The following is a 21,830-nucleotide window of genomic DNA, read 5'->3' as shown; positions in this document are numbered from 1 at the left end:
TGCCGGCAATCTTCTGTTTGGAAGGCTGCCGGCATTCTTTTTTGTTTTCCGATTTTTCTGAAACCTGTAATTTTGGTGATATTTCGATTTTTAAAATTTTTTTACTATTCACACTTTAATAGTAGTTGCTTTACTGCTATAATAAGAGAAAATACTTTCGGGGGAAAGTTGGTGCCTAGATGAGTGAACGAGAATACACGATGAAAGAAGCCATGCTGTTTAGCCAACGCATAGGCCAGCTGTCAAAAGCGTTATGGAAAGCGGTCGAAAAAGATTGGCAGTTGTGGATAAAACCTTATGATTTGAATATTAATGAACACCACATTTTATGGATTTCTTATCATTTAAAAGGCGCTTCTATTTCAGATGTTGCAAAATTTGGCGTTATGCATGTTTCCACGGCCTTTAACTTTTCGAAAAAACTGGAAGAACGCGAATTATTGGCTTTCTCAAAACGCGATACCGATAAACGCAATACATATGTTGAACTGACGAAAAAAGGTGAAGAATTGATGCAGGAAATGATTGAGAAATACCATGATACTCCCCACTCTGTCATTGAAGGGTCTTTGCCTTTACGGGAATTATATGGAAGGTTTCCGGAATTCATGGATGTAATGGCCGTTATACGCAATATTTACGGTGATGATTTCATGGAGATCTTTGAAGCTTCCTTCAAGAATATCGAAAACCGGTTCAGCGAAGAAAATCACATTATACAAACTGCCGAAAAACAGTGAAAGCATCTTCTAAAATTTAGTAATTTTTATGGTTGCTTTTCTCTGTAAATCGTTGTATTGTATGTATCGACTCATAAGAGAATTCTCACTTGTAGGAGATGCAAATCATGCATTGCTGGAAAACTATAAACGTAAAAAAACAGTACGGATTCGACCGACTATTCATGATGTCCGCGCTTATCGGGGTTGGAGTATTCATCAGCTTCTATATCACGCTCAACATTGTTTATACCGATCCTTTATCCGACCAGTATTTCCTGCCATTTATCCTGGCAATCTTGGGGGTATATCCCCTGCACAAAATATGCCATTTCATTCCGCTATTTGGATGCCGCCAATGCATCCGCCTGATCTTAACAAAACAAATGGGGTTAATGCCCATCATCACGCTGAAAATCTCAGAGCCTGTCGCAAAACAACGGTTCATCCTGACCTTGGTCACCCCTTTCTTTTTGATCAATACAGTTATTGTGGTCTTAAGCATCTTAATGCCCGCTTTCAGCCATTATTTTGCGATGCTGCTCGCCTACCATTGCGGACTATGCGTTCCCGATTTGATTTATATGCGGAATTTAGCGCGTTCTCCAAAAGAGGCGCTAATAGAAGAAACAGACACCGGGTTTGAAATTCTTGTGCCTCAGCCGATGTCCTAAACCTGTTTTTTCTTCCCGGATTTGCTATACTAGAACCTAAGTTCAGAGGGGAGGAAATTCATGTTAATCGGCTTTGTAGTTGTTTTCTCTGTATTTTATTTGTTCCAAATCAATCGCATGACATTAGCATTGGTAACTTCACGGGAAATCCCGGAGGAAAATCATCAAAAAATATTCCGGACGATTAATATATTAATCACTATCTTGCTAGTTTCCTTATACGTTGGCGTAGAATTTACTCCATAAGTTCATTTGCCTTTTGGCAAATGAACTTTTTTATAGGCTGGATGGTTCATGCCCCTGAAAACCAAGGTGCGGCACTTTCATGGCTTTTACGCGATTTCATTTACCCGAATTTTACTTTTACGAAACTTTTTGATTTTTTAAGCTTTTATGGTATAGTAACACTGGCATCAAGAAAGAAAGTTGGGAGCGAAAATAATGAAAAAATCATTTTTAACAGTTACTTTGGCTGCATCAGTTCTTGCTTTATCCGCATGCAGCGGGAACGGTTCAGACAGCGAAGTTGTCGTATCTTCTGAAGTTGGGGATATCACAAAAAACGACCTTTATGAAGAAATGAAAGCTTCTGTGGGTGAACAAGCTGTTCAAATCTTGATGATTGAAAAAGTGCTTGGCGAAAACTATGAAGTTACTGACGAAGAAGTTGACGCAGAGTATAAAAAATCACAGGATGAAATGGGCGAAAGCTTCGACCAATTCCTTGCACAAAACAACCAAACAGAAGAAAGCTATAAAAAAGTCATCCGTTTGAATTTGCTTCAGGAAAAAGCGTTGACTGAAGACGTGGAAGTCACTGATGAAGAAATTCAACAACAATATGACCGCCAAGGCACTGAACTTAATGCACGCCATATCTTAGTTGCTGACGAAGAGACAGCAACCAATATCAAAAAGCAATTGGACGAAGGCGCTGACTTCGCGAAATTGGCTGAAGAAGAATCCACGGATCCAGGATCGGCAGCAAACGGCGGAAACCTTGACTGGTTCGGCGCAGGCGCAATGGTTCCTGAATTTGAAGAAGCAGCTTACAACTTGGAAGTTGATGAAATCAGCGAACCTGTTCAAACACAGCACGGATTCCATATCATCCAAGTTCTTGAAAAACGCAAAGTGGAAGACCAGCCAGCACTTGAAGAGCAAAAAGAAGCTATCCGCACCGACTTAGCAGTTGCAAAAGCGGACCAGGCTGCCCTTGTTCCAAAAATCGCTAAAATGATGGAAGATGCAAAAATCGACATCAAAGACGAAGATTTAAAAGGCGCTTTGGACAGCATCTTGAATGCAGAAGCAGCACCAGCTGAATAATCATGAAAATAAAAACCCGTTGTTATGGACGTCCATAACAACGGGTTTTTTGATTGTTAGTTCAATGAAGCAATGAGAAGCTGAACTTAGATCGTCGGCTTATAAAACGAACGGTTGTCCAAAGCAAACAGGCGCTCTGAGAATTCTCCCGGCTTCGTTTTTCCAAGCGCCCGGTCGAGCATCATCATTTTCGCATCGATATTGTCGATATAGTGAAGGATTTCGGCTTCTTTGATCATTGGCCGTTTCGGGCTCCCCCATTCTTCTTTGCCATGATGGGACAATACAAGATGTTGAAGCAGCAGTACTTCTTCCCCATCAATTTCAAGCTCCTCCGCCGTTTTCGATATCTCGGTTACCATGATGGAAATATGCCCGATCAAGTTCCCTTCAACGGTATAGGTTGTAGCGATAGGCCCGGACAGTTCAAACACTTTGCCGATGTCATGAAGAATGATGCCGGCATACAACAAGTCCTTGTTCAATGTCGGATAAATTTCGCATAGCGCTTTTCCAAGCTTCAACATGGAAACAACGTGGTCTGCAAGGCCGGATACGTAATCGTGGTGGTTTCTCGTAGCCGCCGGGTACGTCAGGAACTTTTGCTGGTATTTTTTCAATATATGGCGCGTAATGCGCTGAATCTGCGGATTTTGCATCTCAAACAAATAGCTCATTACTTCTTCTGACAGTTGTTCTGTGCTTTTATCGGAAGAAGGCATCAAGTCGGCAATCGACTGGTTTTCCTCCGGCTTGGCCGGGCGGATGCTTTTAATGCGCAATTGATTTTTCCCACGGTAGTTGTGGATTTCCCCTCCTACCCGCACAATGGTTTCCGCTGCAAACATTTTCTCCTGCTCTTCTTTTGTATCCCACAATTTCGCTTCGATATCTCCGCTTTTATCCTGCAAGACAAGGGATATGAACGGGTTTCCCGTTGTCGTGACGCCTTTGACGGATTGCTTGATCAGCAAATATTCGTCAATCGTCTCCCCTACTGCCCGCTGTGTGATTCCTTTAGTCATGAGTGCACACTCCTTTCTGTGTTTGCCACATGGATGACATGGGCATTCGGCCAAACCTGCTGCATAGTTTCATGGCAAGTAAAATAAATAAACTGATGATTCGCTTGCAGCTCTGTTATTAAGTTTATCATTTGCTGAAGACGACTGCGATCAAAATGGACAAAAGCGTCATCCATCACTATTGGAAACGGATGGCTTTCCTGCATCGATACCGCAAGGGCCAGCCTGAGGGCAATATATGCCTGCTCTTTTGTCGCTTGGCTCAGTTCAGCAATATGGAAACGCATGCCATCTTCTCTTACCGCTTCGAAAAAACCGCCGGGATTCATCTCTAATCCCGTATACGTATGGGCGGTCAGTTTGCTGAAATACGACTCGGCATTCGCGATGACCGCCGGCAATTTCTTTTCTTTCAATTCGTTCATGGTTTGCTTGATCGCTTCCATAATCGCTTTGTTTGTCGCCCAACTTTTTGCGAGGTCTGCAAACTCGGCTTTTTTCTCCTCGAATTGCTGCAGTTTCTCTTCGTATTCCCCGTTCGATAATAGTCTTTGCGTGGTCTGCTTCTTATCAGCCAGTTCAGCGAGCAATTCGTTGCGTTCGCTTTTCAATTCCTTCAAGACCGCTTCCTGCTGCGACAAAAAGCCAGTCAATGTTTCTTCTTCGACCAAGCCCGCTAGGAGCTCCGTTTGTCCAATCACCGCCAGCTGGGACCGTATAGGCGTGAGTTCATGGAGGAGTGCTTCTTTTTTCGCCGCATCGTCGGCAAACTTATAAAATTCATTATCATCAGCTGCTGATGCTTCCTCAAGCAAAAGCTGCTTTTCTTTTTCTGCTTGTTCCAAAAAGGCAGCAAGTTTTTTAGCCTCGGTTTCAAGTTCCATCCGCTTTTCTTTCCTTTTCAACTCTTCTGCCCGCTGCTTTTGTCGGAAAGCGAACTCGTTCCGCAATTCAGCATACAAGCCTTCCGAAGAAAGTGGCCTTCCCGCCATCACTTCCGCTTGTTCCAGCCATTCCCCTATCTGGCTGGCCAGTAGATCCAGATCCTGTTCCAAGCGGCCAAGGCGGGAATGGACCGCCTGGATTTCCCGGAGCTTTTCAAACAAATCCAGGACGGTTGACCGGCTCGCACCCGGCTCGATTCCCAGCTGCTGAAGAAACTGTTCATATGCCTGTTTGGCAGGCTGCCCTGAAGCAGCTTGGGACAAGGCTGCCACTTTTTCTTCGCCAGCAGCCATTTGGGCTTCCGCTTCCGCCATCTTTCGGTCGAACTCGTTTATCCGCCGTACAAGCTCATCCCATTCACTTTCTCTTCCTGCGTACTTCTGCAGCAGTTTCTCATGCTTGCTGTCCGTCTTTGCCGGCTGTCCGTTCTTCATAAAGGTCCAGCCCCCGGCTGCCGCCGCTAAAAGGGCAAGACCTGCAACCGCATAGTTCCCCTGCATGATACCGAGCAAGATGCCGAACAGCCCAAGGCCAAGCAGAAGGAAGCTAAGAGTGCGCGGATTGGCGGAACGTTCAAGACGCTTCGCGGCCTTTGCCTCTGCCAGTTGCCTTGACAAGCTCGGCCAGTGTTCGGCTTCTTGGCGCTCCTTCTCCGTCGGCCGATGATCCAGAAGTGTATCCATCTGCCTCCGAATGTTCTCCAATGTGCTTTTTTCTTCAGACAATCGGCGTAGAGTAAAACGTTTTTCCTCTTCCTCCATGTCCAATTGCTGAACGTGGGCAATCAGCTGTTCTTCGCGGCCCAATGACACATCGCTTTGCAGGGCTTCTCCGGCTGTCATGCCGACTAAACCGATCAGCCGTTCCTTGTCGTCTGCCAATTGCAGAAACTCATCCCTTTTTTTGCGATGCAGCATCTGCAGCTGATGCCATTCCGTTTCGCGGTTCAGCAGCCGTTCAAGCACCTCTGTCTCTTGGTGGACAGTATCATGGTTCCCAAGTGCAACCAGCTCATCAGCCGTTAATCCGATTTTTGCGGCCGTTTCGGATATCCGGTCCTGCAGCCTTTCCATCCGCCGCCTGCCGTCCGCTGGAAATCCGTCCCCTTCCAGCCCTTCCAACTCTTGTTCGAGTTTAGCCGCCTTTTCAAGCAAAGGCACTGACTGAAGGCGTTTTTCAGCTTCCCGTATGCTGCTAGAAATCTGCTGTTCTTCTTCCGTCATATGGGCCAAGCGTTTTTCTATTTCACGGATCCGCTCCCTATAAGGGCCATAAAGTTCAGTCTCTGACCGGTAATCACGCAATTCTTTTTCGATTGCCTTGAGTTCTTCGATCAGCAAATTCATTTCCGGATTACGGCCCGCTTTCTTGAACAATAGCCCCATATCCTTTTCCAGGCGGCTTTCCATTTTCGCAATGGCATCAATGCCGGTTGTGCCGGAAGCGAGAAGCGTCCTGCTCAATTCTTCTTCAGTCATCCGTTCTAGCCCTTGCAGTTCGTGTATGGAAAACGAGAAAACCGATTCAAACGCTGCCCGGTCAAAATTCCGCAAAATCATTTTCAGTTCTGCCTCGCCGCCCTTGGCGCCATTTTCAAAAAAGACGGCCACATCGCCCGCCGCCTTTCCTTTTACCCGTTCGACGATTACCCGGCCGTATTTTTTATCCACTAAATGAATTTGGCCGCCGTACTTCCCGCCAGCTTTTGGCTCATACCGGGTTTTCGTTTGATTGCGCATAGGATAGCCAAACAATGTCTGGATGATGAATTGCTGGATGGTTGTCTTGCCGGCTTCATTCACTCCGTAAAACAAAGATGCTTGTGGGTCGACATCAATTGTCCGGTTTTCGTGTTTGCCGAATCCGTATATAATCAGTTTTTCAATTTTCATATGGCTACTCCCCTGTTTGCATGCCGCGGCGAATTTTTTGGATGGCACTTTCCTGAAGTTCATCTACCGACCGGCTGTCCAATGCATCAAGGAACCTGCCGGCTTTCGGATGCCGGTACAAATCATTCAGCACTTCTTTCCATCCGGCAATGCCCCACCCTTTGATGGCGCCGATGATTTGTTCGCCAAACGGCGACAGCGGAAAATCAGCCGCACTTTCTTCAAAAGAAAGGCCATGGATCCACACAAATTCTCCGTCCGCTTCTATCGCTTCCCGGATGGTTTCAATCAATTCGGTTTCCGGGATTTCATTGAACAATTCTGCCGTTTCTGGAGCCATGCCGGTGAATTCGAGTTCCACTACAGCGGACCCATAACGGCTGGCATAATCGCCTGCGGCATCCCGGCAAGCTTCCAGCACTTCGTTCATGTGCACCATGCCTCCGCATGAAACCGCAAGGCGATCAAATTGAACGACAGATGCCGGGACAAACGAAAGCACCGTTTCCTGCTTTGATAATGTGACATCATAAAAGCCTTTCGGTCCCGTTTCTCCCTTATGGCGCCCTTGGATATTGCCCGGGTATACGATGGAAGGTTCCCGGTGCAATTCCTGCCTCATATGGATATGGCCCAGCGCCCAATAGTCATAATGTTTGCCGAGCAGCTGCTCTTTTGTGAAAGGAGCATATACAGCGTGAGCCGTATCCCCTTCCATGCTGCCGTGCAGCATGCCGATATGGAAAGCTTCTTTTTTGTCGGCAGGCGGGTAAGCGGAAATCATCGGCTCTTTGATATGGCGTTCGCTGTAACTGAAACCGGTAATGACAACATCTCCATTTGATGTGGCCAGTTCTGTTTGGGAAACTGCCGGTCCGAAGACATGCACATTCTCCGGCAATTCAAAACGGGTCCATTTGCCGCCCAAATGATCGTGGTTGCCGTGGCTGATTACTACAGGAACCCCTGAGTCCCGTAGGCGCTGCATGCCCATCTGGAACCGATGCTGGGCACGGATGCTGCGGTCTTCCCCATCATAGATGTCGCCGACAATCAGCAAAAAATCAGGACGCGATTCCACAGCATAGTCAATCAGCCGGTCAAAAGCATCCAACGTGCTGTCCCTCAGCTTTTTCCACTGCTCTTTCTGCAATCCTTTCATGCCTGTAAACGGACTGCCTAAATGCAGGTCGGCCGCATGGATAAATCGAATTTTCCCCATAGATAAAACTCCTTTAAAAAGCCGAATATTTGTTCCTATTTTACCATGGACGCGAACGAAAAAAAACCGTTTGCCAAAAACACCTCTGCAAACGGCTCCTTTATCATTTTTTATTTCCCAGCGTAATTGCTCTGCGGATATCTTTCAATGATTGAGACGAACCGTACATGAGCACGCCTCCTCTGTAAACCCGTGCCCCGAACCAGCCGAGAAGCCCGATTGTAATCAGCATAATGGCAATTGCCAACAGCGGTTCCCAAAGCGGAAGGTCCAGCATGCCCACACGGAGAAACATGACTAGCGGTGCAAAGAATGGAATGAAAGATGCGACGGTCACAAATTTCGCCTCCGGTACGGAAATGCCAGAAAAAGCGATAAACGAAGCTACAATGATTAAAAACATCATCGGAAGCATCAGCTGCTGGGCATCTTCTATCCTGCTGACCAGTGAACCAAGCAGAGCGGCGAGCACAGCATACAAAAAGTATCCCAACAGGAAGAAAAGAACCGCGAACAGGAAAGTGCTGATTTTCACTTCCGAAAACCCGAAAACGCTGAAAACGCCTTCGGTCATACCTGTTCCAGCCGTTTGGATTGCTGCATAGCCTGATAAGCCGAAAACGAGCATCTGCAAAATGCCGAGCGTGCCAATGCCCGCAATCTTCGCAAACATGTGCTTGACCGGCGAGACGCTTGAAATCAGAATCTCCATGACCCGGGATGATTTTTCGGTAGCCACTTCTGTGGCGATCATATTGGGATAATAAATGACAGACATATAGATCAGCATGATCAAAATATAAACCAGTCCTCTTGTCTGGCTTAATTCTTCCTGCGATTTTGAGGACGCGGATATCGCTTCCCGCTCGAACAGAGCCGGCGCAAACAACCGTTCCACTTGGCTGCCATTCAAATTCAAGCTCTCAGCGGTCAAAACCGTTTGCAGCGATTGCACCGCCTGTTCAATGCCGGAACCGTTTTCCATTTCATTGGCCGATTCCGAAACATAGCGCGCCGTCAGCTGCCCCTCCTGTTCGAGCACCATATAAGCTTCAACTGTTCCATTGGCGATGCCGTCTCTCAGTTCCGCTTCCGACATGCCGGTCGGCACCGCATGGACGCTGCTGTCTATCAATTCCAGCTGTTCCTGAAGGCGGGGCGCCAGTTCTCCCGAGGCATCCACAATATGGAGAACCGAATCTTCTTCCGGGCCTTGAAACGCCTCCAGGAGCTTCGGCAAATTGGCCATCAGGAAAAAGGATGCACAGACAATAATGGTGGTGATAACAAAAGACTTGGTTTTCGCTTTTGTCCAAAACGCCTGTTTGAATATGATCCAAAAACTATGCATGCAATTTCCCCACCTTTGCGATGAAAATTTCTTCCAGCGAAGGTTCTTCGATGGCAAAATGCCGCAGTGCGCCCAATTTCATCGATTCGTTCAAAAGCGTTTGCGCTGCTGCATCATCGGAAATTTGAAACAGCGCCCCATCCTTTGTCTTTTTGAATTTCTCCACGCCTTCCATACTCTTCAGCGCCGACAAGTCGCCGTCTGTTTTGATATGGACCTTTTGTTTGCCAAATGATCGTTTCGCGTCGCGGATTGAACCGGACAAGACCATTTTTCCTTTGTCCAAAATGCTGATGTTGTCGCATAGTTCTTCCACATGATCCATGCGGTGGCTGGAGAATACAATGGTCGCTCCTTGTTTTTGGAAATCCTGAATGGCACTTTTCAGCATTTCCACATTGACTGGATCGAGCCCGCTGAACGGCTCATCTAAAATCAGCAGGGAGGGTTTATGCAGAAGCGATGCAATAAGCTGGATTTTCTGCTGGTTCCCTTTCGACAATTCCTCCACTTTTTTGGAAGCATAATGGGGCACTTCAAACCGCTCAAGCCAGCGGGCCGCCTCCCGCTTTGCCTCCAGCCTCGGCATCCTGCGCAATTCCGCCAGATAAATCAGCTGGTCTTCAACTTTCATCTTTGGATACAATCCCCGTTCTTCCGGCAAATAACCGATTTCCGGGCTTGTTCCATATGTAATGGGCTTTCCGTTCCAGCTAACCTTTCCGGAAGTCGGGTCAAGAAGCCCTAGAATCATCCGGAATGTCGTCGTCTTCCCTGCACCATTGGCGCCCAAAAAACCATGCATCTGGCCTTGCCCCACCTGGAGCGACACATCATCCACAGCCGTGAAATTCCCGAACCGTTTTGTCGCGTGTTCAACATGTAAAGCCATTCAGACTCCTCCTTTCTCTTTGTTTATACGAAATACGCATTAAAATGTTTCGCAATCGGAGGACATATAAAATAAAACCGGCTATACTTAAAATGAATAACTGTTCAGAAAGGATGGCTTCAGCATGAAGACGTATAAATTAACTGCTTTCGAGCAAACCGGCAAGCTGATTGCGGAAGAAACGTTCACTGCTTCCAATGACGGGGAAGCAAGGGACAAAGGGCGGGCGCTTCTGGAGGAAAAAGGCCTCTTGGACCAGACGCACCGCGTAGTTTCGCCAGCCGGAAAATTACTGCTGTTCCATTCATAAAAGGCAAAAAGCATGGCGGCGTTCGCCATGCTTTTTCTCATTGCCGCCAAAGCACTTTCGGCAGATTCTCTTTCTGCTCTCTGAAATGCAGCTTTATGCGATACAACAAAGAGGATCCCGGCTTTCCCTTCATTTCCCTCCGCAGAACCCCTTCCCTTCGGATTCCGCCTTGCGGCTACTTCCCAGTAAACTCAGGCTTTCGTTTTTCAACAAACGCTTTGATGCCTTCCAGATGATCTTCAGACTTCCGCATGGCCGATTGTGCGGCTGCTTCCATTTCGAGCATTTTTTCGAGTTCCCCGATTTTCAGCTGATGCAGTGCATGTTTTGACGCCAGCTTGGCCCGAAGCGGCGAAGCCAGTGCTTCTTGCGCGTATGCTTTCGCGTGTTCGAGGGCCCGTCCTTCCGCAGTCACTTCATCCACGAGTCCTTTGGCCATTGCATCATGCGCTTTCAATGTCTGTCCCGCCCAGATAATTTGTTTCGCTTTCGGCACTCCGACACGCTCTTTCAGGAAAAAATGCCCGCCGCCGTCCGGCACAAGCCCGATGCCGATAAAGTTCATCGCCAATTTGCTGCTTTCTTCCGCAATAATGTGATCGCATGCGAGCGCCATGCTGAATCCAAGTCCCGCTGAAGCGCCATGTATCGCTGCAATAGTGATTTGCGGCAGCATATACAGCGCTTTTGCCAGACGCGATACATCTTTCATCACTGCGTCAATGTCCATCGGATGATCCGGATCCATCATTTCCTTGATGTCGCCCCCTGCAGAAAAAGCCCGCCCTTCTCCCCGGATGACCAGTACTTGGACTGTGCTTTCTTGAAGCAGGGATTCAAAACAGTCGGCCATTTCTTTCATCATCAGGCCGTTCATTGCATTCATCGATTTTGGCCGATCCATAATCAAATGGCCAATACGGCCGTCTTTTGCCAATCGGATGGTTTCGTACATAAGAAAAAGACACCCTTTCGTAAAAATGAATTAGCATTCATCTTTACGTATTCGGTGCCTTCTTCTTTATCCCTTTATTTAAGAGAAATTTTTACATGCTTTCATATAAAGCTTGGACCGGCTGAATCAATACGCGGTTCACTTCTTCGATCATTTGGCTTAAGCCCATCTCTGCTTCAAGCATTGCCAGGATTTTCGGGTTTTGCTGTGCCGCTTGAGCGGTTTGTTGAGCGCCCATGATTTCTTCTTCGGTGATTTCTTCGCCTTGAGCTTGCTTTTGCTGAAGCGTAATCTGAAGGTCACGGAAGCTTTTGAACAAATCGTTCGCTTCATCATCCGCAGTTACTGCAGCAACCGCCTCTTGAAGCTTGCCGAATTCCTCCGTCTCGCGGAATGTTCCTGCTAATTTGTTGATGTCGTCATAGATATTTACTGCCATCATCATTCTCCTTTACATTGTATTCATCATGATACTAACAAGTCCTTGGAAAATCCCGATTATACCTCCAAGAACAAATCCTAGTGCCGTGATCATTTTCAATTCCCTTTGTGAAATCCCTAGAACCAGTTCTTCCAAACGTTCTAATGGAAGGGAATCAACCTGCGTTTTCACCATGCCTTCAATATCGATCTTCTGCAAAGTGTCTTCTAATTTTTCTTCTCCCTGCTGGAAGATGAACTCCGTCACAAGCGGAGTGAAATTGGTTCTTGTCCATTCTACCCCTGTTGGCCAAGTCTCAGCAAGTGTCGTGTTCAAGCGCCCTTCAATATTGGCGATTTCTTTGACATATTGTTTGACCGTATGGAGGGCTGGCTTGAAATCGAATTCCACCAGTATTTCATCGGCTTTCCGCTCTTGGAACTTTTCCCATTCCCCATAAGCAAGCGTCACCGCAAATTCAAAAGTCCGCGGGGAGTTCAAAAATTTGATAATTTCAGGCTGGATACGGTCCACAATCGTCCGGGACTCTCCTATCAAGGAATGCAGCATGCTGCCGATGCGTCCACGGGAAGCAAGGAATTCGTCCAGAAAGTTTTTTATCGTAGCGCGTCCTTCAAGAGAAGAAAAATAATCCGAACCGCGGTCAATGGCGTACTTCGCCCCTTGAACCAGCTTCAATTCGGTTTCTTCTTTCCACTTGTCAGGCATCAATTCACCGACAGTTTTCCCTTCGATATAATCAGCCAGCGCCAACGCTTGCCGGTCAACCAATTCATCAAGCTTCCTTTCAACGCGGGCATCAATGCCGTGCTGGCCAACCCCCTCAAGCCAACCATTGATTGTCCTTGGCGACTGGAACACATGGACTTCCAACTGATTTTGAATCCACTTTTCCGTTTTCCGGGTCATTTCTTCGTTGAAAAAACGCTTTTTGAATGTTTCCGGCGTCAACAAATGCTGGACGATGGTCCGGCCGAGCTGGGTCGATAGTTCATCACGCCGTTTCGGGATCAGCCCCGGTGTAAATGGCAGGCGCCATTTGCCGATATACAGCGCTTTATAGGGGCGGAACAACATCTTGATGGCAATATAGTTCGTAAAACCCCCGATCAAAGCGCCGATAATCATCATAATCAGGATGGTTATAAATATATTCAATTGCTTCACTCATTTCTTTTTCTTCTTTGTCAATCATTCCAGCTCAACCTATAATGAAGATGAACAGCAAAGGAGGAATTGGATGCTGCAACATTTTAAATTTACACCAATGTTTGAGAATCGCCAACTTCCAGGGTGGAACATTTCGTTTTTTTATAAGAATGAGCGCGTTACCGGTGAATACCATCCAGACGGCACCATCGTCTGGCTATCCAAACAGCCGGCTGATGAAGAAGCCGTCAAAAAGATGATTCACGAACTCATGCTCTTTCATGTATACGATTAAGGCGCGGAAAAGTTCCGCGCTTTTTTCTTTGCCTTTTTATGAGGAAGTTCAAACATTTATTAAGGCCAAGATTTCAATTTCTACTTAATAATGATGCTTTAATCGGAAAAAGCGCGTCCAGGCGAGATTGGCTGAGGAGGCCCGCGGACCAGGCGTCCGCCTGTCTCTGCATCCGCTGTGCTTGCTTCGAGACTTGAAAAAGAGCGGAAGCGATCTTTCAACCTCTCTCAAAATGAAAGAAACTTATTTTTGCTGCTATAAAACTGCTTCTTGCTATTACAGAATAAAAAAGGGAATGCCCCTTACCCGACTGTTTGGGTCTGGGACACTCCGGATTGAATTTGATACATCTGAAAATACGTGCCGCCGAGTTTCATCAATTCTTCATGAGACCCGGATTCTGCAATTTTGCCGCGGTCAAGCACCAAAATACGGTCCGCATTCTTAATGGTGGACAGCCGGTGCGCAATGATGAACGTCGTACGCCCTTTTTTCAAGACTTCCATTGCATGCTGGATGATTTCTTCCGTTTCCGTGTCGATGTTGGAAGTCGCTTCATCCAAGATCAAAATGGCCGGATCAAAAGCAAGGGCGCGGGCAAAGGACACCAATTGGCGCTGGCCGGAAGAAAGCGTACTGCCTTTTTCCACTACCGGTTCGTCGATGCCTTTTGGCAAATGCTTCAAAACGCGCTCTCCGCCGACTGCAACGAGAGCATCTTCCACCATTTGGCGCGTAATGCGTTTGTCGCCAAGGGTAATATTCGATTCAATCGTTCCGCTGAACAAATAGGGGTCCTGCAAGACGATGCCCATGTGTTCGCGCATTGACTGGCGGCTCATTTCTTCAACGTTGATGCCGTCAATCGTAATCGCCCCTTTTGTCACATCATAAAAACGGAACAGCAAGTTCATGATCGAACTTTTTCCGGATCCGGTATGGCCGACCAGCGCCACCGTCTCTCCTTGCTTCGCTTCAAACGAGATGTCTTTTAGCACATACTCCTCTTCTTTGTAAGCGAACCAAACATCTTCAAATCGCACATTGCCACGATAGCGCGCAATTTTCTCATCGCTGACTGCTTCCCCTTTTTCGTCGAGCAGGCGGAACACCCGATCTGCTGCAACGAGGGCTTTTTCAAGCTTGGCAAATTGGTTGACGATTCCGCTGATCGGATTGAATAGACGGATAATGTAATCGACAAACGCGTACAATACGCCGACTGAAACAATGTCGGTGCCGGACAGTGCAGCCCCGCCGAAATACCAGATGAATAAAATGAAGATCATGGAACGCAATACTCCCACCAAGTTGTAGGAAGCCGCAGCTTCAAGCATCAGCAGCTTCTGCTGGAACTTGAAATGCTTGTCGTTCAGTTCCTCAAATTCTTCTTTCATCTGCTTTTCCCGGCGGAACGCTTGAATGATTGTCATTCCTTGGATGGACTCGTTAATGATCGCATTCATGTCACTCAGTTTTTCCCGCACGACATGGTTGTAGCTTGCCGCATACTTCCGGTAAAACAGCATCCAGACATACAGCAGCGGAACCAGTCCGAGTGTGATGAGTGCCATTTGCCAGTTGAGATAAAATAGCGCAATGTAAATTCCGCCCATATACATAAAGCTTGTAGCGAATTGGGACAGCACTGTCACGAACAAATCCCGGATTGCTTCTGTATCGTTTGTGATGCGGGCAACTACTCTTCCAGCCGGTAAGTTGTCAAAGTAGCGGATCGGCAAAGTTTGCGTGTGTTCATATACATCATTCCGCATTTTTCTAATGATGCTGTTCGCCGCTTTTTGCAGATACAAATACTGCAAATAGCGGAAAACCGCTGTAATGATTGCTGTGGCGAAAAATACAGCCAGCAGACGGGCAATCGGTTCAAAATCGACCGTGCCCACTGAACCGGAAATGTGGTTGTCAATGATGTCTTTCGCGATAAGCGGCGCCGCCAAATCGGCAGCCACAGCAATCGCCAAAAGCACCATTCCGGTTATTAGAACATTTTTGAATTGCATGGAATATTTTATTAGCCGTTTTCCTGTCCCCATTTTTACACCTCCTCGATTTGCTGTCGGAGGAATTGTTCGTTATACCAGCCATGTGCCTTCAACAAATCGTCATGGGTTCCTTCTTCGATGACTTTTCCATCATCCAGTACGACAATCCAATCAGCGTGCTGGACAGCCGAGAGGCGATGGGTCGTAATAATCGTCGTTTTGCCGGAACGTTCCCGCTGAATATTCTCAATGATCTTCGCCTCGGTCTTGGCATCCACCGCAGACAAGGAATCATCCAAAATAAGGATTTCCGGATCTTTAATGAGCGCCCGCGCAATGGATATACGCTGCTTCTGCCCGCCGGACAAAGCGACTCCTTTTTCGCCAACAAGCGTTTCCAGCCCGTTCGGCAGCATTTCCAAATCCTTTTCAAAATAAGACAAACGCAGTGCATTGCGCACCTCATCTTCTGTTGCATCCGATTTCCCAAAAAGGATATTGGCGCGAATTGTCCGCGAAAACAGGACATGATCCTGTGGAACATAGCCGATCCAGCTGCGAAGCTGCTCTTTTGTCAAATCGTTCAAATCGATTTCATTCATCCGGATTGAACCGCCGCCAAGTGGATATTCCCTGAGCAGCTGCTTTACGAATGTTGTCTTGCCGCTGCCGGTTTTTCCGACAATACCAAGAGTCTGTCCGCTGTTCATCGAAAGATTGATGCCTTGCAAATTGATTGAACTCGACTGCGGATACGTAAAGCTGACTTCCTGAAAGCCGATTTTTTCAGGCCGGTCCGCGAATTTCGGATGCGCCGGATCGACCACATCTTCTGCATAGTCCAGAGTTTCGTTGACTCGGTCCAGTGATGCATTTCCGCGCTGCAGTGTGTTGATCAATTCGCCGATTGCGAACATCGGCCAGACGATCATTCCCAAGTAGACGTTGAACGCCACAAGATCCCCGAGCGTCATTGTGCCGTCCGCAACTAAAAATGCACCATATCCAAGCCCGATCATGTAACTGATGGAGGTCAGCACTTTTGTAACCGGCGTGAACAAAGCGTCAATCCGTTCAACCGCCATGTTCTTCTCATAAACATCTTCCGTCATTTCGGCAAACTGCTGTTCAGATGCCCGTTCTTGAACATAAGCCCGGATAACGCGCACACCACCGACCGATTCAAGCACGCTGTCGTTCATTTCGCCGAACGCATCTTGCGCCGCTGTATACCGTTCATGGATTTTTTTGCCCAAAACTTGGACAACAATCGCAAGAATCGGCAATGGCAGCAAAGCCAGAAACGTCAGTTTCCATGAAACGAGTATGCCCATTGCGACGATGATGGTCGCCATATACAAAGTCGAATCGACCAACGTCAATATTCCAAAACCTGCTGTTTCAGATATCGCCCTCAAATCGTTGGTAGCCCGGGCCATCAAATCCCCTGTCCGATTTTTTTCATAAAAGGTCGGTGTCATTTTTAAAAAATGCCCCATCAAACTCGACCGCAGTTGCCTCTCGATAACATAGGCCCCGCCAAACAGCTGATACTGCCAGATAAAGTTGATGACATAGGCTAGCACCAGTGAACCCGCCAAAACGGCGATATATTGCCAGAGCAACGTGCTGGTCAATTGCCCTTCGGCGATTGAATCGATGGCAACGCCAATCAACCAAGGCGGAACAATTTCAATAATATTTGCGATAAATAATAATCCGACGGCCACAGTATAGCGCAGCCAATTTTCTTTAAAAAACCATTTCAATTTCCATAAAACGTCAAACATCTTTTACGCCTTCTTTCTTTTTTTCCGATTGGCTAATCTCCTTCTAGCGATTCCTTGATCATAATCTTCTGTTGTTGGATTCTGTCCATCTTCAGCATCTCCTTCGGTAATTTCAATTTATTCAAACAGCCGGCAAGCTGATCAAACCATAAAAAAGCGCATACCCGTTTTCTGGGCATGCGCTCATGAAAAAAGGATCGGTGCTCAGACCTTTCCCCATTACTTCTGCTTACGAAATAAATTCAATGAAAAAATACAGGATGGCCTGACCAATATTTAAAATTCTTTTGTGCATATACTGTTACTTTTTTCATTGTCATGGCCTCCTTTTCCTTTGAATTTGATAGGTTAAGAGTAACACCCTCTTTTTTGAATTGTCAACTTATTTCAAACAAATATTTATTTTCAAAAAACTCACTAATGTTTCGATACACTTGTGGAGGGTATTTTATTAGTAGCAAAATGGATTCGAGGTGAATGGAATGTATAGAAATATCCTGGTCGCCTATGATGGTTCTGATGGAAGCCGGCTGGCTTTCGAAAAAGCGCTTGAATTTAAAAAAGCTTTTCCACATATCCAGCTCTCAATTATTTATGTTAACGAAGAACAACAAGAATCCACTGGCTTCATGGAAGCAGGAAATGCCTCTGCTCCGGTTGTTTCGGCTAGCGTAGACAGCAATTACGCCCAGTTTATGCCACCGGAAATCGGGGAAAAGGGATATAGGCCGCCACGTGATTTCATAGATACATCCGCCGAATATTCGAAGCATATGCATAATGCGATTCAGCAGCAATTGGATGCACAAGGTGTATCAGGAGCTGTACTTGCTTTAGAAGGCAATGCAGCAAAAACAATTCCTGCTTTTATCGAAGAGCAGAAAATCGACTTGCTTCTTATAGGAAACAGCGGAAAATCTGGGCTCCAGCGTTTTTTCATAGGATCAGTGAGCAAGAAATTGATTAAAGAATCCCCCTGTTCGGTATTGGTCGTAAAGTAGAACAGAAAGGTCTGACCGAAAAGCCAGACAGCTCTTGGCTTTTCGGTCAGACCTTTTTAGCACTTATACAGTCTGCTGATTCGATTTCATCAATAATTTATTAGTTTAAGCAACCCTGAAATGGGTAAAGATTACTAACAACTAAAACTTTAAAGCGAGGAAGAAGGGGATCAGCCATGTCTAAACATACCGTTTATTTTCTATCTCCCCAACAGCAGCGTGGGCTCATGGCTGAAATTTGGGCGAATCGCCTGATGCTTCCTGACTGGGAAATAAAAAGTGCCGCCTGGGACCAAGATTCACTATGCAGCGATACTCCAATCGAAATCATGAAGGAAATCATGCTTGACATACCCAAGGTACAGCCAAGATCCTATAATTTGGAAGAAGTGAGTGAAGCGGACTTGATTGTCGCTTTGCACGACGGCGATTATGAGCAAGGAGATATTCCATCCGACTTGCCACCACAAAAGCTATTGCGTTGGGACATTCGGAATCCGGAATTACGGTCAACTGACTTTGTTGAACAATGGGCCCTTTACCAGGAAATTTGCGATGAAATCGCTATTAATATAAAAAAACTTGAACCGTATTTCCGTTCCGATTATATGTAAAACCCTGTACCTAAAACTGGTACAGGGTTATTTTGCGCCTTTTTATGTGTATAGGACTGCACGTACAGGGCTTCCTTCAGCGCCTTTGATTTTCAGCGGCAACGCAGCAAGTTGATAGACGCCTTCTTCTGCATAGTCCAATATGATAGATTCCAGAATATAGCGCCCGTTACGGTTCATCGCTTGGTGCATCTCCATGTCTTTGCTCGTCTCCTGATCAACGGATGGAACATCCACGCCAAGCAGCCGGATTCCATTGGTTTTCATCCAGGAGGCAATCGACACATCAAATACCGGCCAATGCCCCGGAAACTTTGTGCGGTCCCGCCAGGCGCCTGTTCTCAGCAGCACTGTGGTTACGCCTGCCTCCGGTTTTTTCAAATCATTGCTTGTTATCTCATCCAATCCTCTGACATCCATCACCTGAGCTGTGGACAAGTAGACTTCCAAAGGCATTTCGCCTATCGTTAAGCCATCATTGTCATAATGGAAAGGCGCATCAATATGGGTACCCAAATGTGTGCCGGTTCTGATTTCCCCGACATTCACTGAACCGGTTTCTTCAATTGTACCGGTCAATCCATAATAAAATGGCTGGTCTCCAGGCCATTGCGGAGTCCTGTTGCTCAATTCCATTGAAATATCGATTATTTTCTTCTCCATTCAAGCCACCACATTTCGGTCATTTGTGAATTCCTTATACAACTCGCCTTGCATGATTTTCTTCAATCGCATAACCGTTTCTTCCACATCGGCAAATGATGTATAGAAGGCGACCGGTGCCAGCCTGATAATATTCGGCGAACGGAAGTCCGGAACGACGCCCGCTTGTTTCAAAGCTTTACAAATGCGCGCCGCTTCGGGATGCGCCAGAGCGATATGGCCTCCCCTTTCCCTGTCTTCGGCAGGAGTGACATCCGCAAACTCGGGCAGCTGCCCCCGGATCAAGCCCCGAAGCCATGCAGTCAGCTTCAGCGATTTTTCGCGGATCGCGCCAATGCCGGCTTCTTCAAACATCTCCAAGCTGCCGAGAAGCGGCGCCATACTAAAGATATTCGGTGTACCGATTTGATAAGCGCCCGCCCCTTCCGCTTTTGAAAAGCGGTGGTCCATGTCAAATTGCTTTGCCTTGTCAGAACCGAACCAACCTGCATTGCCAGGGGCCAGATGGTGGTGGCGTTCGTGGATAAAGAGGCCCCCTGTTCCGCCCGGCCCCGAATTCATGTACTTGTAATGGCACCAAACGGCAAAGTCTACACCGTCTAAGTGCAGTTCATGCGGCAGAGCACCGATGGAATGCGCCAAGTCAAATCCCGCCAATATCCCTTTATCGTGGGCAGCTGCGGTAATTTCACGGATTGGCAATAATTGGCCGCTCCGGTATAGCACAGAAGGCAATAACAGAAGCGCCACATCCTCTTTCAATTCGGAAACAATATCTTCATATTCCAGCGTGTATCCGTCCCTGCTAGATATTTTCCGTACGGCTGTTGCCGGATCAAGCCCACGGAGCCTCAAATGGCTTTCCACAGCATAAATATCGGACGGGAAATTCAATTCATCCACCACAATCACAAACCGTTCAGCTGTCGGCAGAAAGACCGTCGAAAGCATTTGATGGATGTTGGAAGTAATTGACCCTGTCACGATCACTTCATGCGGTTTGGCTCCAATTACAGGAGCTATGCGCGCGCTCATTTCCTCCGCCAATGTGAACCAAGGATTCGCCCCTTCTGTCCACCCGTCAATGCCATGGATTTTCCAGCTGTCCATCAATTCCATCAGTTTGGCTTCAGCCCGCTGGGACATGAGTCCGAGCGAGTTGCCGTCCATGTAAATTTGGCCTTCCGGCTGGTAGAATTCCTGCTTGAAACGAGCCAAAACATCTTCCCCGTCCAGTTCGATTGCCGTTGCCATTTTCCAACCTCCCCATTACTGAAATGTGTAAGCTATCGCTCCCAAGACCGCTGCCGCTAAGACAACTTTCCACGGAGCCAATTTGAAATAGACTAACATCGCAAAAGATAAAATCGCGATTACAAAATCGGCTGGCACACGGATAGCCGAGACAAAAACCGGGTCGTATAACGCCGCAAGCAAGATGCCGACAACCCCGGCGTTGACGCCTTTCAATGCTGCTTGAACCCCTGGCTTGCTGCGTACGGTATTCCAAAAAGGCAGAATCCCGATAACCAAAAGAAATGACGGCAAAAACATCGCCGCAACCGCTATAAGCACACCCAAGCCTCCGCCCATTATTTGGCCCAAATATCCTGATAAAGTAAATAATGGACCAGGCACCGCCTGAGCAGCCCCATAACCCGAGATAAACAAATCCGGGGTCATCCAGAGCGGAACGACCTCCCGTTCAAGCATCGGCAAGACAACATGCCCACCGCCGAAAACAATTGATCCAACACGGTAAAAAATATCGAAAATAGCGTAATATACCGAATCGATAACCGGCCGCAGAAGAGGCAGACCGATCAATAGCCCGAAAAACAGGATCCACGCTGCCATACCAACCTTCTTGCTGACAGACAAAGCAAGCTTAACCGTATCAGGCGCTTTCTCATTCCGGTACAGAATATAACCGATGATGCCGGCTAGAATAATAATAGCAATCTGTGCCCACGCTGTAGGCACCAGTAAAATGGCGGACGCGGCACCTACCGCTATTGCCACTCTCGGCCTGTCCGGCACCAAGGATTTCCCCATTCCTAACAAAGCATGGGCTACTACCGCTACAGCCACGATTTTCAATCCTTGAAGCCAACCGCTGTCGAAGGTCCCATTTGTTATCAGCAAGGCGAAGAGCATTAAAAGAATAACGGACGGCATTGTGAAACCGAACCAGGAAAGAAAACCGCCGAACAAGCCTCCTCTTAATATCCCGATGGAAATCCCTACTTGAGAACTGGCCGGACCGGGAAGGAATTGGCATAGCGCCACTAAATCAGCATACGCTTTATCGTCCAGCCATTTTCGTTTTGCAACATATTCCTCCCTGAAATAGCCAAGATGGGCAGTCGGGCCGCCGAACGAAGTCAACCCCAGTTTTGTTGATGCTTTTAAGATTTCGATGTATTTGCTTTTTGACATAAGCCTCTCCTTTACTTTATTTTTATCTCTTAAGCATAACGGATATTCAGCTCCAGTAACTATTACAGTTTTATAAATTTAATAGACGGAATAGTTTGTATTTTCTTTCTTTTTGTT

The 21,830-nt window shown here is 46.9% G+C and carries 21 protein-coding genes; 8 read left to right on the top strand and 13 right to left on the bottom strand.

What is annotated here, in order from left to right; translation table 11 throughout:
• The first annotated feature begins 179 nt into the window (after window positions 1–179).
• The 4 genes from FQV30_RS16165 to FQV30_RS16150 all read left to right on the top strand — a co-directional run bounded on the left by FQV30_RS16165 (window position 180) and on the right by FQV30_RS16150 (window position 2,722).
• Entirely contained in the window at window positions 180–740 is a 561-nt protein-coding gene (locus FQV30_RS16165; protein WP_146501164.1) for an HTH-type transcriptional regulator Hpr, read from the top strand.
• Between the two features lie 107 nt (window positions 741–847).
• On the top strand, window positions 848–1,393 hold the full coding sequence (locus FQV30_RS16160; protein WP_146501163.1) for a DUF3267 domain-containing protein: 546 nt from the start codon (window positions 848–850) through the stop codon (window positions 1,391–1,393).
• A gap of 60 nt (window positions 1,394–1,453) precedes the next feature.
• On the top strand, window positions 1,454–1,639 hold the full coding sequence (locus tag FQV30_RS18270; protein ID WP_106534423.1) for a hypothetical protein: 186 nt from the start codon (window positions 1,454–1,456) through the stop codon (window positions 1,637–1,639).
• 195 nt (window positions 1,640–1,834) lie between these two features.
• Window positions 1,835–2,722, top strand: coding sequence for a peptidylprolyl isomerase (locus tag FQV30_RS16150; RefSeq protein ID WP_146501162.1), 888 nt, complete (start codon window positions 1,835–1,837; stop codon window positions 2,720–2,722).
• 86 nt (window positions 2,723–2,808) lie between these two features.
• Here FQV30_RS16150 and yhaM read toward each other — a convergent pair whose 3' ends face one another.
• From yhaM to FQV30_RS16125, 5 genes are all read right to left on the bottom strand, one after another.
• Window positions 2,809–3,747 (bottom strand): 3'-5' exoribonuclease YhaM, encoded by a 939-nt coding sequence (yhaM, locus tag FQV30_RS16145; protein ID WP_146501161.1) that lies wholly within the window; start codon window positions 3,745–3,747, stop codon window positions 2,809–2,811.
• Window positions 3,744–6,584 (bottom strand): ATP-binding protein, encoded by a 2,841-nt coding sequence (locus tag FQV30_RS16140; protein WP_146501160.1) that lies wholly within the window; start codon window positions 6,582–6,584, stop codon window positions 3,744–3,746. The genes yhaM and FQV30_RS16140 overlap by 4 nt, the downstream gene beginning before the upstream one ends.
• Window positions 6,585–6,588: 4 nt before the next feature.
• Window positions 6,589–7,806 carry a metallophosphoesterase family protein gene (locus tag FQV30_RS16135; protein WP_146501159.1) on the bottom strand — a complete coding sequence of 406 codons (1,218 nt, stop codon included), beginning with the start codon at window positions 7,804–7,806 and terminating at the stop codon, window positions 6,589–6,591.
• 103 nt (window positions 7,807–7,909) lie between these two features.
• On the bottom strand, window positions 7,910–9,157 hold the full coding sequence (locus tag FQV30_RS16130) for an ABC transporter permease (RefSeq protein WP_146501158.1): 1,248 nt from the start codon (window positions 9,155–9,157) through the stop codon (window positions 7,910–7,912).
• On the bottom strand, window positions 9,150–10,049 hold the full coding sequence (locus FQV30_RS16125; protein ID WP_146501157.1) for an ABC transporter ATP-binding protein: 900 nt from the start codon (window positions 10,047–10,049) through the stop codon (window positions 9,150–9,152). The genes FQV30_RS16130 and FQV30_RS16125 overlap by 8 nt, the downstream gene beginning before the upstream one ends.
• Window positions 10,050–10,173: 124 nt before the next feature.
• Here FQV30_RS16125 and FQV30_RS16120 point away from each other — a divergent pair, with 124 nt between their 5' ends.
• Window positions 10,174–10,359 carry a YhzD family protein gene (locus FQV30_RS16120; RefSeq protein WP_146501156.1) on the top strand — a complete coding sequence of 62 codons (186 nt, stop codon included), beginning with the start codon at window positions 10,174–10,176 and terminating at the stop codon, window positions 10,357–10,359.
• 175 nt (window positions 10,360–10,534) lie between these two features.
• Here the strand turns inward: FQV30_RS16120 and FQV30_RS16115 are convergent, their stop codons facing one another.
• The 3 genes from FQV30_RS16115 to FQV30_RS16105 all read right to left on the bottom strand — a co-directional run bounded on the left by FQV30_RS16115 (window position 10,535) and on the right by FQV30_RS16105 (window position 12,923).
• On the bottom strand, window positions 10,535–11,314 hold the full coding sequence (locus FQV30_RS16115) for an enoyl-CoA hydratase (protein ID WP_146501155.1): 780 nt from the start codon (window positions 11,312–11,314) through the stop codon (window positions 10,535–10,537).
• Window positions 11,315–11,405: 91 nt separating this feature from the next.
• Entirely contained in the window at window positions 11,406–11,753 is a 348-nt protein-coding gene (locus FQV30_RS16110) for a YlbF family regulator (protein ID WP_146501154.1), read from the bottom strand.
• Between the two features lie 12 nt (window positions 11,754–11,765).
• Window positions 11,766–12,923 (bottom strand): DUF445 domain-containing protein, encoded by a 1,158-nt coding sequence (locus FQV30_RS16105; protein ID WP_370512410.1) that lies wholly within the window; start codon window positions 12,921–12,923, stop codon window positions 11,766–11,768.
• A gap of 73 nt (window positions 12,924–12,996) precedes the next feature.
• On the opposite strand from FQV30_RS16105, the gene FQV30_RS16100 reads away from it, so the two are divergent.
• On the top strand, window positions 12,997–13,200 hold the full coding sequence (locus tag FQV30_RS16100; RefSeq protein ID WP_146501153.1) for a YheE family protein: 204 nt from the start codon (window positions 12,997–12,999) through the stop codon (window positions 13,198–13,200).
• A 302-nt stretch (window positions 13,201–13,502) separates the two neighbouring features.
• On the opposite strand, the gene FQV30_RS16095 is transcribed toward FQV30_RS16100, so the two are convergent.
• Entirely contained in the window at window positions 13,503–15,257 is a 1,755-nt protein-coding gene (locus FQV30_RS16095) for an ABC transporter ATP-binding protein (RefSeq protein WP_146501152.1), read from the bottom strand.
• 2 nt (window positions 15,258–15,259) lie between these two features.
• Window positions 15,260–16,996 (bottom strand): ABC transporter ATP-binding protein, encoded by a 1,737-nt coding sequence (locus tag FQV30_RS16090; RefSeq protein WP_146501151.1) that lies wholly within the window; start codon window positions 16,994–16,996, stop codon window positions 15,260–15,262.
• 482 nt (window positions 16,997–17,478) lie between these two features.
• Here FQV30_RS16090 and FQV30_RS16085 point away from each other — a divergent pair, with 482 nt between their 5' ends.
• Window positions 17,479–17,997 carry a universal stress protein gene (locus FQV30_RS16085; protein ID WP_146501150.1) on the top strand — a complete coding sequence of 173 codons (519 nt, stop codon included), beginning with the start codon at window positions 17,479–17,481 and terminating at the stop codon, window positions 17,995–17,997.
• A gap of 176 nt (window positions 17,998–18,173) precedes the next feature.
• A complete protein-coding gene (locus FQV30_RS16080; protein WP_146501149.1) occupies window positions 18,174–18,611 on the top strand; it encodes an arsenate-mycothiol transferase ArsC in 438 nt (145 codons plus the stop codon).
• Between the two features lie 42 nt (window positions 18,612–18,653).
• On the opposite strand, the gene FQV30_RS16075 is transcribed toward FQV30_RS16080, so the two are convergent.
• The 3 genes from FQV30_RS16075 to chrA are packed head-to-tail and all read right to left on the bottom strand — an operon-like array spanning window position 18,654 to window position 21,713.
• A complete protein-coding gene (locus tag FQV30_RS16075) occupies window positions 18,654–19,274 on the bottom strand; it encodes a cyclase family protein (RefSeq protein ID WP_146501148.1) in 621 nt (206 codons plus the stop codon).
• Window positions 19,275–20,528: a kynureninase gene (kynU, locus tag FQV30_RS16070; RefSeq protein ID WP_146501147.1), complete on the bottom strand. Its 1,254-nt coding sequence runs from the start codon at window positions 20,526–20,528 to the stop codon at window positions 19,275–19,277.
• A 15-nt stretch (window positions 20,529–20,543) separates the two neighbouring features.
• Window positions 20,544–21,713 (bottom strand): chromate efflux transporter, encoded by a 1,170-nt coding sequence (chrA, locus tag FQV30_RS16065; RefSeq protein ID WP_146501146.1) that lies wholly within the window; start codon window positions 21,711–21,713, stop codon window positions 20,544–20,546.
• Between the last annotated feature and the right edge of the window lie 117 nt (window positions 21,714–21,830).

It is taken from the genome of Planomicrobium sp. CPCC 101110, from assembly GCF_007859395.1.
In the GTDB taxonomy this organism is placed as follows: Bacteria; Bacillota; Bacilli; order Bacillales_A; family Planococcaceae; genus Planococcus.
Note: the sequence above shows the minus strand (reverse complement) of the source record. Positions and strands in the feature narration are given on the sequence as shown.